The organism is Candidatus Brocadia sp. (assembly GCA_021646415.1).
GTDB lineage: Bacteria > Planctomycetota > Brocadiia > Brocadiales > Brocadiaceae > Brocadia.
In genome coordinates, this window is the sequence record SOEU01000014.1 from 89,506 (window position 1) to 104,423 (window position 14,918).

A 14,918-nucleotide genomic window follows, 5' to 3' on the forward strand; every position below is an offset into this window, starting at 1 on the left:
TTCTTGTTTTTCGGATCCCATGATTAGCATCCGTATAAAACTTATCCTTTTTACAAGTATGCTGGTGATCATTATCGGAGCACTCAGTTGCCTGTTCTTTCTCAGCCATGCAAAAAGACAACAAAAAGATGCGCTGAAGAGGTTGGGCACATCTCTTGTTATGTTGCTTGTTCAAGACAACGAGGTCAAACATGCCTTGCGCTCGATACAACCTGCATTTCTGGATGCCCCCATCCACAGGGTTCGGGAACTTGACAGTGAAGATGAAATTGGTTATTTGCGCATATCAAACAGTCAGACTGTTATGTTTGAAGAAAAGGCACCCTGGGTTAACGTTGATATGAAAAAAATTCCCTTCAGAAAAGATTATCAAAATCCAGTTACTACATTTTCCCGTACTGTGTGGACAAGAGGAGGTCTTCGGATTGTGGATGAACCTTCCCAAACTTCGGAAGCGCTGCTCTTCAGTTGCATTACAATGGATTCAGGGGAGGTGTTTTGCGATTTTGCAGCGCCTATCTTCGAGAAACAAACCTTTTCAGAGGAGGAATTTGCCGCACAGATTTTAGGTGAAGAAGGGGTCACTAAAGAGAAGGGGCAACAGATTTTGGGTTTCGTGCAGATCGGTTTATCTCATCGTAAATTAGTCGAAAGGATTCAGAAAATCATCTGGCAGAGCATTATTCCTCTGGGGGTATTTATTGTTTTCGGGGGGATCTGCGTCACGTTCTTTCTCACCAGATACATTGTTTCTCCATTACGACACATGGCGAGTATTACCCTTGATATTGCCAAGGGGGACTTCACCCGCACGGTGGATATCCATTCACAAGATGAGATTGGACAATTATCCACGAACTTTAACCAGATGACCCGGTCGCTCAGGGGGCTTTGTGATGAAAAAGAAAAGATTATGAACCAGTTACGCGAGCATGTTCATAGCCTGTGTCATGCAAATAAAGAACTACAAGAGGCGCAGGAACGTTTGGTACGCTCGGAAAAATTAGCTGCCGTCGGGAAATTGGCGTCGGGTGTTGGACATGAATTGCGGAATCCGCTGGGTGCCATCAGAAACTCCCTTTTCATTATAAAAAAGAAGATACCAGGTACGGGTGTGCCAACAGATACTCAAAAGGTAAATCAATTGCTGGAAATCATCGAGAGAGAAACAGAAAGGAGTATAAAGATCGTTAATGATCTCCTGGGATTCTCAAGGGCGGCAAAACCTACCGTATCTCCCACAAAAATTCATTCTATCATTGAATCTTCTCTTTCAAGACTCAAGATATCAGAAAAAATTAAACGGGTTGTACAGGTGGAAGACCCAGTACCTTTAGTACTTGTCGACGCAAGCCAGATCGAACAAGTATTTATCAATCTGATCCAAAATGCCTGTGACGCAATGCCAATGGGTGGACTCTTAACGATTCGAGCTCAAAGAGAAGACAACTCTGTTTTAGCCATCACCTTTGCAGATACGGGGTGTGGCGTCCCCGACAGTATTAAAAACCTGATATTTGACCCGCTGTTTACCACAAAGCCCAAAGGGCTTGGGTTGGGATTGGCAGTCAGCTCCAGCATCATACAAAGACATGGAGGATATATTGATGTAAAAAGCAAGGAAGGGAAAGGCGCCGTTTTTATTGTCAAATTACCTATTGTAACTACCTAGCGCAGCGAAGCCGCAATCAAACAATCAACACCTTACAAAAATGACAAATGTATTATCTGATAAAACCTGCATCATGTTAGTCGATGATGATCTTTCTATGCTTCAAACCACCGCCGCAGTACTGGAAGAAGAGGGATATGAGGTCTTGGCCTGCAGTGGTGGGAAGGAGGCTATTGACAAATTTCATGATGCCGTTTTTGCAATCGTACTGGATATCAATATGCCAGATATTTCCGGACTGGAGGTCTTTGAAATTATCAAATCCAGAAATCCCTATGTTCCTATCATCTTTCATACAGGGTATGATGAAAGAGAGAAAAGGATAGACATTCGCAGGCATTTTCGACCGCATGCGTATGTGGTTAAAGGCAGTGACCCGGAACAACTGCTTGATACCGTTGCCGGTGCAGTGGAATCTTGCAGGAATATCCGGGAAAACGTCAAACTGAATGAGACCCTCCGGGAACGAAATACATTGATCGAGGAATTCAATCGGTCGTTAGAAGACAAGGTAAAAAGACAGGTTGAAGAAATCCAGAGGACGTCGCGGTTAAAAAGGTACGTCTCACCGCAAATTGCCGAAAGCATTGTCTCGAGTGGCAGCGATAAGTACCTGATGAATGCCAGAAAATTGTTGACCATATGCTTTTCCGATCTGAGAGGTTTTACCGAGGCATCTGAGAGTATGGAGCCAGAGGACACGATAAACTTATTAAATGAATATTTCGCGGAAATGACGAAGATTATCTTTCAATATGGCGGTACGCTTGACAAATTCATTGGGGATGGTATCCTTGTATTTTTTGGTGACCCAATTATGTATGAAAACCACGCCGAAAGGGCGGTCCGGATGGCCATTGATATGCGTGAAAAAGTACGCAGTCTGCGCAACCACTGGCTCAAAATGGGGTGTAATATCGATATCTATTTCGGTATAAACACCGGATATGTTACCGTCGGAAACATCGGCTCAGAAATCCAAATGAACTATACCGTTATCGGGCATCAGGTCAACATTGCTTACAGATTGCTAATGGAAGCCATGCCAGGCCAGATCCTGGTCACCGCACGTACACTGTCGGAAATAAAGGATATGGTAGAAACAGAGGAAATTAAACAGGTGAAGCTGAAAGGGATTCATAAACCGGTTGACGTGTATAATGTTTTATGATGCATAGGGGAAAATCCATGAGGGAACTGCGTAAAGGCTCATTCTTGTTTTTTTCCTGTATTTGGGTGTTTGTTTGAACATCATTGCTTTCGATTTGACAGTAGTTTTTTCTGAGGGTACCGATACGTCTTCGGCTGTTATGGGGGAAACAATGTATTCGGGGGGAAGTTCGTTCTCATGCTGAAGAAGAATATTCGCAAAATGAATTGGTTGCTGTTGCAGAAGCACTCACTACAGGGGCCATCTGGTTTGGATTGGGTGAAGAAGCAACCATCGCTATAAGACACGAAACTCCCATCAGCAAGGCGCCGGGCATTGTTACAGTCCCGATGGAAATAATCTTGGCGGGGTTGCTCAACACACAGGCAATTTTGGTGTAAACGTCTACTACTGGAAGTATATCAATACCAACCTGAGCACCTTCGTCAGCGGGAGTCGTTCCAGGGAGGATGATCCTATGGAAGACAGGGACGACATGTCTGCCTATGCATTGTTAAACCTTTCTATCATTGCAAAAGAATTCTTTAAAACCATGGAGGTGCAGGGGACGGTGTTCTATCTGCTTGATAAGGATTACAGTGATCCCGCGCCGAAAACCATACCTGCTTTTTGCGCCGTCTTGCTTGGGTGGAAGGGCTTACCGAAAATCATCTAAATATTTTTTTGCCTTTTCATGATTCGGATTTAGTTTTAATACCCCCTGCCACGATTTTATGGCCTTTTCTTTTTCTCCCATCTTGTAATAAATAATTCCTGAACAAAAAAGGGCCTCTGTATGGGTCGGGGCTAATTTCAAAGTTGTTTTGAATTCCTTCAGGGCATTTTTCAAATCTCCTTTTTGTAAAAGGGTATACCCAATATTAAAATGAAAATCGGGTTGGTCTGGGAGTAAATCCACAGCCTTTTGAAATGCAGCCAGGGCGTCTTCCTTATCTCCTTTTTTTATCAGTGAGGCGCCGAGATTGTTATACGAATAGGGGTATGCTGAATCGAGCCTTATTGCATGTTTATATTCTGCTATTGCATCTTCCAAAAGGCCTTTTTTGTCATAAATAGTACCCAGGTTATTATGGACATAAACTTGTGTTGGATCTATCTTCAGTGCAATCTGATACACCTCTAAGGCAAGGTCATATTGTTTTCTTGCCTCGTAAACATTACCCAGGTTATAATACGCATCGCTGTATTGCGGGTCTAATGCCAGGGCCTTTTTATATGCAACCACAGCATCTTCCTGTCTGCCGAGGTTATTATATAAGACACCAAGATTGTTGTATGCATAGGCGAAATTGGGATCGATGGCAATGGCAGTGTTATATTCGGCAATTGCATCATCATATCGATTCAAAACAAAATAAACCTTTCCCAGGTTGTTGTGTGCCTGTTGGTAATCTGGTTTCAACTGAATCGCCTTTTTATAGGCTGAGACAGCCTGCTGAGGCAGATTTTTCTTTTCGTATGCGTTTCCCATGTTGTAGTATACTGTTGCATAGTGAGTAAAACCTACCTCCGTTGCCTTTTGTATGGCTTTTTGATAGCAGATTAATGCTGTGTCCGGATAACCCTTCTTGTTGTATTGTGTTCCCAGATTGTTATACGTTGTAAAACTGCACAATGGGCTTTGGGAAGAATTGTACCAGAGCGTAAATTCATTCCGCCAAACGTTGTTTCTGGTAACCGTAATAAAAATATAGAACATCATCAAAGAAACGATTACAGGGTACTTTATTATCGACAACTTTAGATGCAGCAATGTAGTTGAAAGAAATAGGCAGAACCCGAAAATGGGTAAATAGAGATAACGGTCTGCCATGATATTTGCAAGTGGGATAATGTTCAGGACAGGAATGGCAGAGATAAAAAACCACAGTGTGGCAAGTATCATTATACGGTAAAAACACCTTTTTTTTCTTAGTCGAATCGCAATAATGACAAAGGAGATGAGTACAAAAAGCGGAATAACAAAGGATAATGTCAAAGGCGTTTTAAGATACAGAACATGGTAGTCTGCATTCAGGCTTAATGGCAGGAAAATGTTAGCTATGTACCTCCCCAGGACCTTTGTCATGGTAAGCATATTGACAAAAAAGCTGCCTTCCGGATAGACAATCTTTTCCTGGGGATTATGGAAAACAAGGAACCTGACGATGAGGTATAGTATACTTATTCCTACATATCCCAGGAAAAAAGGAAAACGTATTATTTTTAAAACGTTTTTGTAAACAGCAAAACACGGGAGCGAACGGTCGTTCGCCCCTGCGTTTGCATTACATAGCAGATCGAAGAAAAAAATCAAAGCCGGCAATACAATAGCGGATTCCTTGGAAAGCAAGGCAAAGAAATAGGCTATCATGGCACCCGCATAGAGGGAAACGGTGCTTGTGTAGGAAGGCCCGGGTAATGAAAATCCCCCTGAATCTCTCTTGGGGAATGGATCACAAAGGGATACCTGTGTGCCTCCCCTCTCCTTATAAAGCAAATAGACTAAAAATGAAGCTGTCAAAAATGCCGTTGCAATCAGGTCTTCCCGATAACTGATCACATTGACAACCTCACTTACCAGGGGATGTACTGCAAAAAGCATGCACGTAAGCAATGCGAGGCAAGTATTGGAAATTTGGTCAATATGCAGCCGGGTTTTATGGGCAAGTTTCCCCTTCTCTGTATTATCTCCTTGCGAAGGGGAGGGAAGTTTGTTGAAGTGGTATTGCGGTTTGCGTGTGTCATAATGGCGGAATAAGAGAAGCACGAGAAAATACATAAGTATCACATTCAGGGTATGCAATACTACATTTACCACGTGATATCCCATAGGGTTCAGGTGCCAAAAGAAATAATCGATGAAGTAGGAGAGTGTAACAAGGGGGCGGTAGGTAAGTTCACCTGAATATTTGAAATAGTCGCGGGTAATTAGGTCATAAAAATTTCCCCAATTCTTGATGAGCCGGTTCTCTACGATGGTAGACGTATCATCGTAAACAAACTGGTTCGGCAGGCAATTGAGATAAGTGATTGTCGTTAGTACAACGATTATAGAGATTGTAATACTCTGCAAATAGAGGTTGCTTTGATATGCTTTCTTCATAAAATTTTCGTAGAGTCTTGTGGAAACAAAACGGTATCCACGATGATTTCTTTCCGAAGTATTTTAAAAGACGTTAAGTATTAAAGACAAAATATGGTTTTTTTACAATGTAAAACTCTGATACCACACGAAAATTCAAGGCGTTTTCATTAAAATAAATACCTGTAATTGCCACTTGATTTTACCTGATGTTCCGCCTTTTTCTGTTGCCAACAGAATGCTTTCTATGGTAAAGTATGACCGTTTTTGCGAAATTTAAACCAGGCCTTCGGTAACTTATTCCCATGTAGTGGCAAGGTCCCCCTTACCACTACCCGATTGATTTGAAAATTTAATCATATAAATTAGATTTCTTATTCCTTTCTGAATGACGTCATCCCGAGCAAAATCGAAAGTGCAAATTTGAGGTGTAACTGAGGGTGTTTTTTTTAAGGTAAAGCCAATGGAAACTAACGAAAAAAATCTTGTAGAAATGTCGGTTATCGGTGAGGTTTCAAGTCCACAAAGCGGACCGTCACCTTACAGCATAACTCCTGATGGAAAGCCCAAAATATTACCAGGCATCGGGGGAATTACTTATAACGTTAAAGTGGGTGATAATGCCATCCAATGGGAGGCTGACCATGTAGAGCCCTGTGTGTCTGTTAAAAACAAGGACAGAGACGAGAACGGAGCATTAAATTTATTATCCTGCATTGGAAATATTGCCAGGGTTATAACAGGTGATGCAAAAGGTAGCACTGGTGTTGTAACAGGAAAACATGGTGGTATTGAAAATGTGCTGGTTGATTTTGATGATAAGACATTAGAAAGGCTCGCCATCGGAGATAAAATACTTATCCGGGGTATTGGTGTGGGTTTGTCTTTTCCGAAGTATCCACACATAAAACCAATCAACGTATCCCCGGATCTTTTAAGGGTATTACCAATTCGCGAGGACGAAACGAAAGATGTTTTAAATATTCCTGTGACACATGTTGTTCCTGCGGCTATTATGGGTTCAGGCTTGGGATCTCAGCAATGCTACCGTGGAGATTACGATATACAGCTTTTTGACAGACAAAATGCAGAGAAGTATCATTTGCAAACATTGCGTTTTGGCGACATCGTGGCAATCATGGATGCAGACCATACCTATGGAAGGATATATAGAACCGGAGCTGTAAGTATTGGGGTTGTTGTACACAGCAATTGTGTAACGGCAGGGCACGGTCCCGGTGTAACGACATTACTTACCTCTGCCGAGGGCAAAATCGTTCCGTATCTTGATAGTACAGCGAATATTGGCATATACTTAAAAATTGGACGGTTCAGGAAAAGATCAAAAAAGAAAAGCTAGCAGGTGTTTTGCTTAACCTGATGCGTGTGTAAAATAAACTTGACATTTTATCAACAATTAATATAATGTTAAACTTTCTAAACATTTATCCATTTTCGTTTATTTTAAAAGGAGAGGAGATTATTTGTCTACTGTGAGTATTCAGGAGTTGGTCGATGCAGGATTTCATTTCGGTCATAGGACAAGTAAATGGAATCCCAAAATGAAGCCTTTTATCTTCGGCAAGAGAAATTTAATCCATATTATTAATTTGCGTGAAACGGTAAAGGGCCTTGTAATAGCATGTAAGTTTTTGACTAATCTTGCCCGGACAAAAAAAGATGTATTATTTGTAGGCACCAAATGGCAGGCTCGGGATATAACCGTACGTGAGGCCCAGCGTTGCGGAATGCACTATGCGAGTGAACGATGGCTGGGTGGCACGTTAACAAATTTCGATACCATACGGAAACGATTAGAACGTTTGGAAGAATTAGAAAACCTGGAAAAAACAGGAGAGATTAATCAGTTCAGCAAAAAGGTCATTTCTTCTCTCAATCGTGAACGAAAAAAGATACTTGCAAACCTTGAAGGTATTCGTAAGATGACGACGCTTCCGGGGGCGCTTGTAATAGTAGATCCAAGGCACGAGCATAATGCCGTAAGTGAAGCAAAAAAACTTGGAATTCCAACGGTATGCCTTGCAGATACGGATTGTGACCCTGATAAGATAGATATTTGCGTCCCGGGAAACGACGATGCCATACGATCCATTGATCTTTTTTTAACGAAAACAGCGGATGCTATTTTAGCCGGAAAAGAACTTGCGGCTACCATGTCAAAGGTCTGATGTGAATATTGAGGATGTAAGAGAAGTTCCTTCCATTTCTGTAGAAGACAACACTTTTGCCCAATACATTGCATGCCTGGCATGCTGCCTTCGAAGAACATTTCGCAAGGGCTCTGTTTCTGGATGTTTTCATACAAATGAAGTTATCTTTGGTATAGAATACGTTTTTCTATCGGTATATCGTACGGAGGGTGTTAATGGCTGATACAGCGAGTATCATGAAATTGAGAGAACAAACAGGGGCGGGAATATTGGAATGCAGAAACGCCCTGGATGATGTGAAAGGTGACTTCGAAAAAGCCCTGGAAATCATCAAAAAGAAGGGCATTGCTAAGGCAGCAAAAAAAGAGCAGCGAATAACGGCTGAAGGCAGAATTGGTACCTATATTCATACAAATGGGAAATTAGGGGTAATGGTTGAACTGAATTGTGAGACTGATTTTGTGGCAAAGAATGAGGTTTTCCAGCAATTATTAAAGGATATCTGCATGCAGGTGGCTGCCACAAAACCAATAGCAATAAGAAGAGAGGATGTTCCCGGCCATATTGTAGAAGAGCAGAAAAAGATATTTATGGAAGAGACTAAAGGAAAACCTGCAAATATCATAGAAAAGATTATCGCGGGAAAACTAGATAGCTTTTACAAAGAAAAATGCCTCCTGGAGCAACCATTCATAAAGGATAATACCCAGACAATTCAGGATTTATTAGTTGCAAATATTGCAAAAATAGGGGAAAATATTAAAGTCAATCGCTTTATTCGATTCGAAGTAGGAGAATGTTAACCGACTGCAAAATGTTGTATTGTCTCCACCTCCATGAAAAGCAATAGAAAGTATAAGCGAGTATTGTTGAAAGTAAGTGGCGAAGGTTTTGGTGATGAGGGAGGGCGTGGCCTCGAGTCGGAACGGTTTATTGCCTTAGCCAAAGAGATTCAAAAAATTTGCAAGGAGGGAGTAGAACTAGCGATTGTTGTTGGGGGTGGCAATATTCTTCGTGGCGCCAAACTTGGCAATACGGGTAAGTCGCGTGTACAGGCCGATCAGGTTGGTATGATTGCGACGGTGATTAATGCATTGCTCCTGCAAGACATGTTAGAAGGATTGTCTGTTAAGGCGCATGTTGTTAGCGCTATCGAAATTAAAAATATAACAGAACCCTTTATATTGCGAAATTGCTTACGATATTTAAAAGAAAAAAATGTTGTTATCTTTGCCGGGGGGACAGGAAATCCTTACTTTACAACGGATACAGCGGCTGCCCTTCGCGCGATTGAAATTAACGCAGACATCATGCTAAAGGCAACACAGGTCGATGGCGTATATACGGATGATCCTATGAAAAATGCATCTGCAAAATTATATAAAAAACTAACGTATATGGACGTGCTGAGCAAACGGTTGGGGGTGATGGATCTAACAGCTATTTCCTTGAGTATGGAAAATAAATTACCGATTATTGTTTTTAACATAAATAACCGTAAAAACATTGAAAAGGCGATTTCTGGGAAACCTGTTGGAACATATATCGGGGAATAACGGACAATGTCAAAAGAATCGATATGCAAAGATGCAAGAACGAAGATGGAAAAGGTCGTTGCACATTTGCAAGAGGAATTGAAGGGTTTGAGAACAGGCAGGGCAAGCACGGGATTGGTGGAAAATATAAAGGTGGAGTGCTATGGAGATTTATCACCTTTAAAACAGATTGCAGTCCTTTCGACTCCAGATGCACAGTCTATACTGATTAAACCCTACGATACTTCTATAATTTCAAGTGTTGAGAAGGCTATATTACAATCCGATCTCGGTTTAACACCTTCAGTCGAGGGGAAAACCCTGCGCATTGTAATTCCGCCGCTCAACGAGGAGCGGAGAAAGAAACTTTCCACACACGCAAAAGAATTCGGAGAAACCGCAAAGATATCTTTGCGAAATATACGGCACGAGGCGAATAAACAGGTAGACAAAGAAGAGAAAGACGATATACTGACCGAAGATGATGCCAAGCGCGCCAAGGATGATATACAAAAGATCATCCATGAATTTGAGGGCAAGCTTAACGATTTGGTCAAGAAAAAGATTGAAGAGATACTCAAGGTATAAAATGTAATTGTTCTTTATTTGACACGATATAGCACTACGAGATATATGTTGTGGGTGTTCTAATTTTTGATTTCGGATTGCAGATTGTAGATTAATTAATAAAATCAATAACAAATCCGAAATCTGCATTCCACAATCAAAAATCTAAAAGTGAGTTTTAGTTGTGGCCACAGAAAGTTTTCTATAGACAACTTTTTACGTGCAATTAGTAGAAAAGTGAATATAATAGGGGGCATAGCTCAGTAGGTAGAGCACCGCCCTTTTAAGGCGGGCGTCGATGGTTCGAATCCATCTGCCCTCACCATTTTAGACTATAAAATGGCCCCATCGTCTAGCCTGGTCTAGGACAACAGATTTTCGATCTGTGAACTGGGGTTCAAATCCCCATGGGGTCAAATCCCTATAGGAACAAAAAAGCCATGAGATTGGAAAAATCTCATGGCTTTTTTATCTTATAGTATTACTCTCTAAAAACTTCTTTTTTGGAAAGTTTTTAAGCAATTCTTTGCATGAACTACTAGCGCTTGACTATAGCAAAGTTGCGATTGCTATACTCCCCTCTATCAAGAGGGCTATTGATAGCAGGCAGGCAATGAATTGCCTGTATGTAAGAAGGGACAGGAAACAGATAGGCCAAATCTAAACCACTACGCCAGTTTCCTACTCTACCCTAAATGACCCCAATGTTAGCAACGGGGAAGTTCTGCAGGGTCCTGCTGATAATAGAGCTTCAATTCCCCATAAAGCTCCGGGTGCCTTCGCTTAAGTTGTACAGCCTTCTCGAAGAAACATTCCGTCGCCACAGCGAAAAACTCCGCGGGATTTGTGGCACCATACTTATCTAATACAGTCCGCCGACCGTGTGCGGCATCTTGTTGTAAATGCACATACTCCGTGCCAAGCACACGCGCCCACGCAATATACATCGAACGTCGCGGCAAAATAGGTGAACCGTGGGCTTCGCCACCCTCCTGGTCCAGCTGATGGGCAAACTCGTGAAGTACAACGTTGTGGCCGTCATGGATATCGGATGCTCCGCGCAGCACATCATCCCATGATAATACAACCGCTCCGTGATGCCACGACTCGCCGAGCCGAACCGAATCACCCTCGATCACAATTCCATTGCCCATCGACTTGCGCACATGTGCTATATATATGCTGGGGTAGACCAATATTGATTTCATTGTCGGGTAGTAGTCTGTGTCACGGTGGAGCAGGAGCAGGCACGCTTGCGCAGCAATGGTAACCCTGATCTCATCAGTCACCTGCAAACCCCGGCAGCCTTCAAAATGCTTCTCGTCAAGGAAGACCTGAACGTGGCCTTGAAGCTCCCGCTGATCAGCTTCAGGCAAGCAACGATAGAAGGGTACATTCCGCCCGATGATTTTGAGCCATGATTGGGGTAATGGAATAGCGCGCAAACGATCACGCCGTTGCCGTTTAAAACCGAACATGTCTTTTGGATGACGTTTTTATGAAATAAATATATCTTCTAATCCAGTCTATCTATGCCTGTTCAGCACGAATCGATTAATGCTTTTTTCGAACCATCTCACGCACCTGATCAAGTTGGGGAACATTGGGAACACACCTTGATTTGTAATTATTATAAAACACCAATCAAGGTGTGACCCCCATAATCCGCTCAGCGCTTTGCTTTCCTGCGGTTTGCATGGGCTTCGAAATCCTATAAAATAATTACCTCGATTCCCTCTATATCCCTGAAGTGTTTTTTATCAAAGGTGCATATGGTCTTAACACCTCGTTCTTTTGCAAATTCTATAATCCATGCATCTATAAAATCTATATTTTTACTCTTGTAAAGTCTTAAAGCAGAAATTATCGTTGATTTATCCGTGACATCAAGTCCTGATGTGTTTGTTATAGCCTCGACAAGTTCAAGGATAGCATCCGCCTTCAGTTGATAAAAACTCTCTAACACCCACACAAGTTCAGCGATCACCACAGACGGAACAATAATCCTCACATCACCTTTAGCAGCCCTGTCCAAAAGGTTATCAACAGCTTCCGCTTTTTTCTGATCATCGTTGATCAGATAGCGAACAAGCAAATTGGTATCTATAACAACCTTTTTACTGCTTTCCACCCTGAGTAACCCTCTTTCCCACATACTTTTTAGTTTTTTTTCTTATCTCGTCGTAGTTCTCTTCCGTATTTATATTTTTTAATAAACCTTTAAAATCACGAAGGGTTCTGGCTGGTTTGATTACAATTTTATCGTTTTCCTTTTCAAAGAGGACAACATTTCCTTCCTGTACATTTAAAAGTTTCCTTACTTCCTTTGGTAAAGTAATTTGACCTTTCGAGGTGATTTTTGATGTCAGTATCATAATTATCATTCTCCTTACTAAAATATTTGTCCTTACGAAAATTGTAATACCTACAATTTTATTAGTCAAGGAATTTTGAGGAATGGAATAAACAATCAGAAGAAATTAACTCACTAATCAAGCACTTTGCTATCTGCCGCTGCGGGCATTTTCTTTTAAAATGAATTTTGAAGGTTTGACCCTTTGCTTCCTTCTTTGCTTCCTTGACCCTTTGCTTCCTTCCCTTTGCTTCCTTTTGAATCGAATAATGCTTTTTTCGAATCACCTCACGAACCTGATCCAGTAATTCCATGGAGTAACCCACTTTCAGTAATTTATTCTTTCATATTTTTATGTTGACATAATACATTTACTTCTATATATCTACAACGTGAATTTTATAAATAGCCGCAAAAATTAGTTCAAGTAAAAAATGTAATTAAGGTAATATTTTAGATTCATTGTTAAGTATACATGTGAATTCATTAGGTAAATTCCAATGGCAAAAGCACCACTTACCGATGCGGAAATTGAGTGGTTACTTCAAGTACCTAAAAAAGTACAAGCGGACGTAAAATGGCGCATAGACTCTATGCAAAACTGGGCAAAATGTGAATTAGAAGTCGAAAATGAAATAAAAACCAATTTGAAACTAAATCTGAACTGTAATTATGAAGAGCGATCATTATTTTCCTTTTCTCTTATCTTGAATAATGCTTATAGAATCGCAGGTCTCGACTATAATGGCAGTCATAGAAATAGGCATAAAGATGGTAATTTTTGGAATTCAAAGACTCACAAGCATCGATGGACGGAAAGGTGCAGGGATTCTTGGGCCTATACTCCAGAAGACATAATATCTAGCGATATTAAAGAAGTATTTACATTATTTTGTAAAGAATGTAATATTACCCATACAGGGAACTTTTTGCCTCTTCCACCCAAACAAAAAACAATGTTTTAAGAGATGAAAATGATGGAATGTTGGGAAATTATTGATAAATACCTATCAGGTTTGAGAAAGGGGTTTCACTGCGTTCCGGGTGATAAAAGACTACGGGTCATCACTCCTTATCTTTACCCCGACAATGATCTCATTGAAGTATTTATTGAAGATCTCGGAAGTGGCCGTATTAAAGTCACAGACCTTGGGGAAGTATTCAGGCATTTGCATTCTCAGGGATTGGACGTCAACTCATCTCCTGAGAAAAAATTCATTGCCGATACGATAGCAAGCAGGGTAAATATTGAAATATCGGGCGGGAAATTAACGAAGACCGCTACTATTGATGATGTATCTGAGGCTATGTTTGATATTATTACTGCAATACGTGGAATTTCGGATTTGATTTATACATCAAGAACCTACGAGCCTGGCACTTTCTTTAAAGAAGTAAAAGATTTCCTTGTGGAAAATCAATTCAAACATGAATCGAAAGTTAAAATTAAAGGCACATCAAGCAAATCGTATACGTTAGATTTTGAAATTTTAAATGGCAGGAAAATATATCTTCATACTTTATCTGCCAGAAGCATTTCAGGAATTAAACCAAAGGTAGATGCTACCGTTAGGATGTGGGTTGATTTTGATAGCGAACTCAAAAAAGTAAGCCTATTAAATGACGTCGATTTTCAATGGGAAGAACCTGACATATACATTCTCAATCAAGTCTCAAGGGTAAAACTCTGGAGTCAAAAAGCAGAATTGATTCCTTACTTGCGGGAAGGCTCTCAAAGCGAAAGAGTAAACGCATGAAAAAAGAATTAGAAAAATGCCGGATTACAGCAGACACTACAATTCGTTTAGCCCGTTTTTTGGCACTTCGGCTGAGTTTTGGCTTGGCCTGCAGTCGCAATATGATATGGACGTTGCTACAGATAAACTGGGTGATCGGCTGGAGCAGCATTCTAAAGTAAACTAATACACGTCATTTTGAAATCATTTGTCATTTTAAAAGCTTTCTAATGGGTGACCCCTATTACTCTACGATTTGAGTCAAAATTATGGTGAATTTCAAGAACTTAGTAAAAAAGAAGCGTACCATTGATGTTACAAATTTATTGGACTTATTCAACTCGCTGGATCGTCACACTTCTCACATCGAATTACGCCCTGCTCAAGAGCAAGCTCTTTGCGCACTTACAGAATGTCGAATAGTGCGAGACCATATCCTCAAGGTCAGTACTGGTGCCGGTAAAACTTCCGTTGGTCTGATCTATCTATTATCGCACATGGAAGAAAAGGAAGAACCTGTATCCCTCTGTGTCAATAATAGTTGGACACTTTACCCCATATAGTTTAGTGTAGGGCGTAAAGGAGAAAAACTATGAAAAACAGTAATACAATAAGTCTGAAAACAGATAACCTGTCTGTGGAAACGGAA

The 14,918-nt window shown here is 40.9% G+C and carries 14 protein-coding genes and 2 tRNA genes; 12 read left to right on the forward strand and 4 right to left on the reverse strand.

Annotated features, from left to right (window positions below; genetic code table 11):
• Positions 1-19 precede the first annotated feature (19 nt).
• From E3K36_12015 to E3K36_12025, 3 genes are all read left to right on the forward strand, one after another.
• Entirely contained in the window at positions 20-1,672 is a 1,653-nt protein-coding gene (locus tag E3K36_12015) for a HAMP domain-containing protein (protein MCF6155950.1), read from the forward strand.
• Positions 1,673-1,712: 40 nt separating this feature from the next.
• Positions 1,713-2,843, forward strand: a complete 1,131-nt coding sequence (locus E3K36_12020; GenBank protein ID MCF6155951.1) for a response regulator — start codon at positions 1,713-1,715, stop codon at positions 2,841-2,843.
• A 457-nt stretch (positions 2,844-3,300) separates the two neighbouring features.
• Positions 3,301-3,498 carry a hypothetical protein gene (locus tag E3K36_12025; GenBank protein MCF6155952.1) on the forward strand — a complete coding sequence of 66 codons (198 nt, stop codon included), beginning with the start codon at positions 3,301-3,303 and terminating at the stop codon, positions 3,496-3,498.
• On the opposite strand, the gene E3K36_12030 is transcribed toward E3K36_12025, so the two are convergent.
• Positions 3,481-5,928 (reverse strand): tetratricopeptide repeat protein, encoded by a 2,448-nt coding sequence (locus tag E3K36_12030; GenBank protein ID MCF6155953.1) that lies wholly within the window; start codon positions 5,926-5,928, stop codon positions 3,481-3,483. The two genes, E3K36_12025 and E3K36_12030, sit on opposite strands and share 18 nt — an antisense overlap.
• Before the next feature lie 442 nt (positions 5,929-6,370).
• Between E3K36_12030 and E3K36_12035 the strand changes: the two genes are divergently transcribed.
• From E3K36_12035 to E3K36_12065, 7 genes are all read left to right on the forward strand, one after another.
• Positions 6,371-7,267, forward strand: a complete 897-nt coding sequence (locus E3K36_12035) for a DUF4438 domain-containing protein (GenBank protein ID MCF6155954.1) — start codon at positions 6,371-6,373, stop codon at positions 7,265-7,267.
• A gap of 133 nt (positions 7,268-7,400) precedes the next feature.
• Positions 7,401-8,096, forward strand: a complete 696-nt coding sequence (gene rpsB, locus E3K36_12040) for a 30S ribosomal protein S2 (GenBank protein MCF6155955.1) — start codon at positions 7,401-7,403, stop codon at positions 8,094-8,096.
• 197 nt (positions 8,097-8,293) lie between these two features.
• Positions 8,294-8,881 (forward strand): elongation factor Ts, encoded by a 588-nt coding sequence (locus E3K36_12045; GenBank protein MCF6155956.1) that lies wholly within the window; start codon positions 8,294-8,296, stop codon positions 8,879-8,881.
• Between the two features lie 33 nt (positions 8,882-8,914).
• Entirely contained in the window at positions 8,915-9,634 is a 720-nt protein-coding gene (locus E3K36_12050) for a UMP kinase (protein MCF6155957.1), read from the forward strand.
• Between the two features lie 6 nt (positions 9,635-9,640).
• Complete coding sequence (locus E3K36_12055; GenBank protein ID MCF6155958.1) at positions 9,641-10,201, forward strand: ribosome recycling factor; 561 nt, start codon at positions 9,641-9,643, stop codon at positions 10,199-10,201.
• Positions 10,202-10,429: 228 nt separating this feature from the next.
• Positions 10,430-10,505 (forward strand) — tRNA-Lys (locus E3K36_12060).
• A 16-nt stretch (positions 10,506-10,521) separates the two neighbouring features.
• Positions 10,522-10,596 (forward strand) — tRNA-Glu (locus E3K36_12065).
• A 291-nt stretch (positions 10,597-10,887) separates the two neighbouring features.
• Here the strand turns inward: E3K36_12065 and E3K36_12070 are convergent.
• The 3 genes from E3K36_12070 to E3K36_12080 form a co-directional block, all read right to left on the reverse strand.
• Positions 10,888-11,658, reverse strand: a complete 771-nt coding sequence (locus E3K36_12070; GenBank protein MCF6155959.1) for a zinc-dependent peptidase — start codon at positions 11,656-11,658, stop codon at positions 10,888-10,890.
• A 233-nt stretch (positions 11,659-11,891) separates the two neighbouring features.
• Positions 11,892-12,335, reverse strand: a complete 444-nt coding sequence (locus tag E3K36_12075; protein MCF6155960.1) for a PIN domain-containing protein — start codon at positions 12,333-12,335, stop codon at positions 11,892-11,894.
• Positions 12,298-12,624, reverse strand: coding sequence for an AbrB/MazE/SpoVT family DNA-binding domain-containing protein (locus E3K36_12080; protein ID MCF6155961.1), 327 nt, complete (start codon positions 12,622-12,624; stop codon positions 12,298-12,300). Before E3K36_12080 ends, E3K36_12075 begins: the two co-directional genes overlap by 38 nt.
• Before the next feature lie 409 nt (positions 12,625-13,033).
• On the opposite strand from E3K36_12080, the gene E3K36_12085 reads away from it, so the two are divergent.
• Together E3K36_12085 and E3K36_12090 are read left to right on the forward strand one after the other, a co-directional pair.
• Positions 13,034-13,498, forward strand: coding sequence for a hypothetical protein (locus E3K36_12085; GenBank protein ID MCF6155962.1), 465 nt, complete (start codon positions 13,034-13,036; stop codon positions 13,496-13,498).
• 3 nt (positions 13,499-13,501) lie between these two features.
• Complete coding sequence (locus E3K36_12090; protein MCF6155963.1) at positions 13,502-14,290, forward strand: DUF1828 domain-containing protein; 789 nt, start codon at positions 13,502-13,504, stop codon at positions 14,288-14,290.
• The last annotated feature ends 628 nt before the right edge of the window (positions 14,291-14,918 follow it).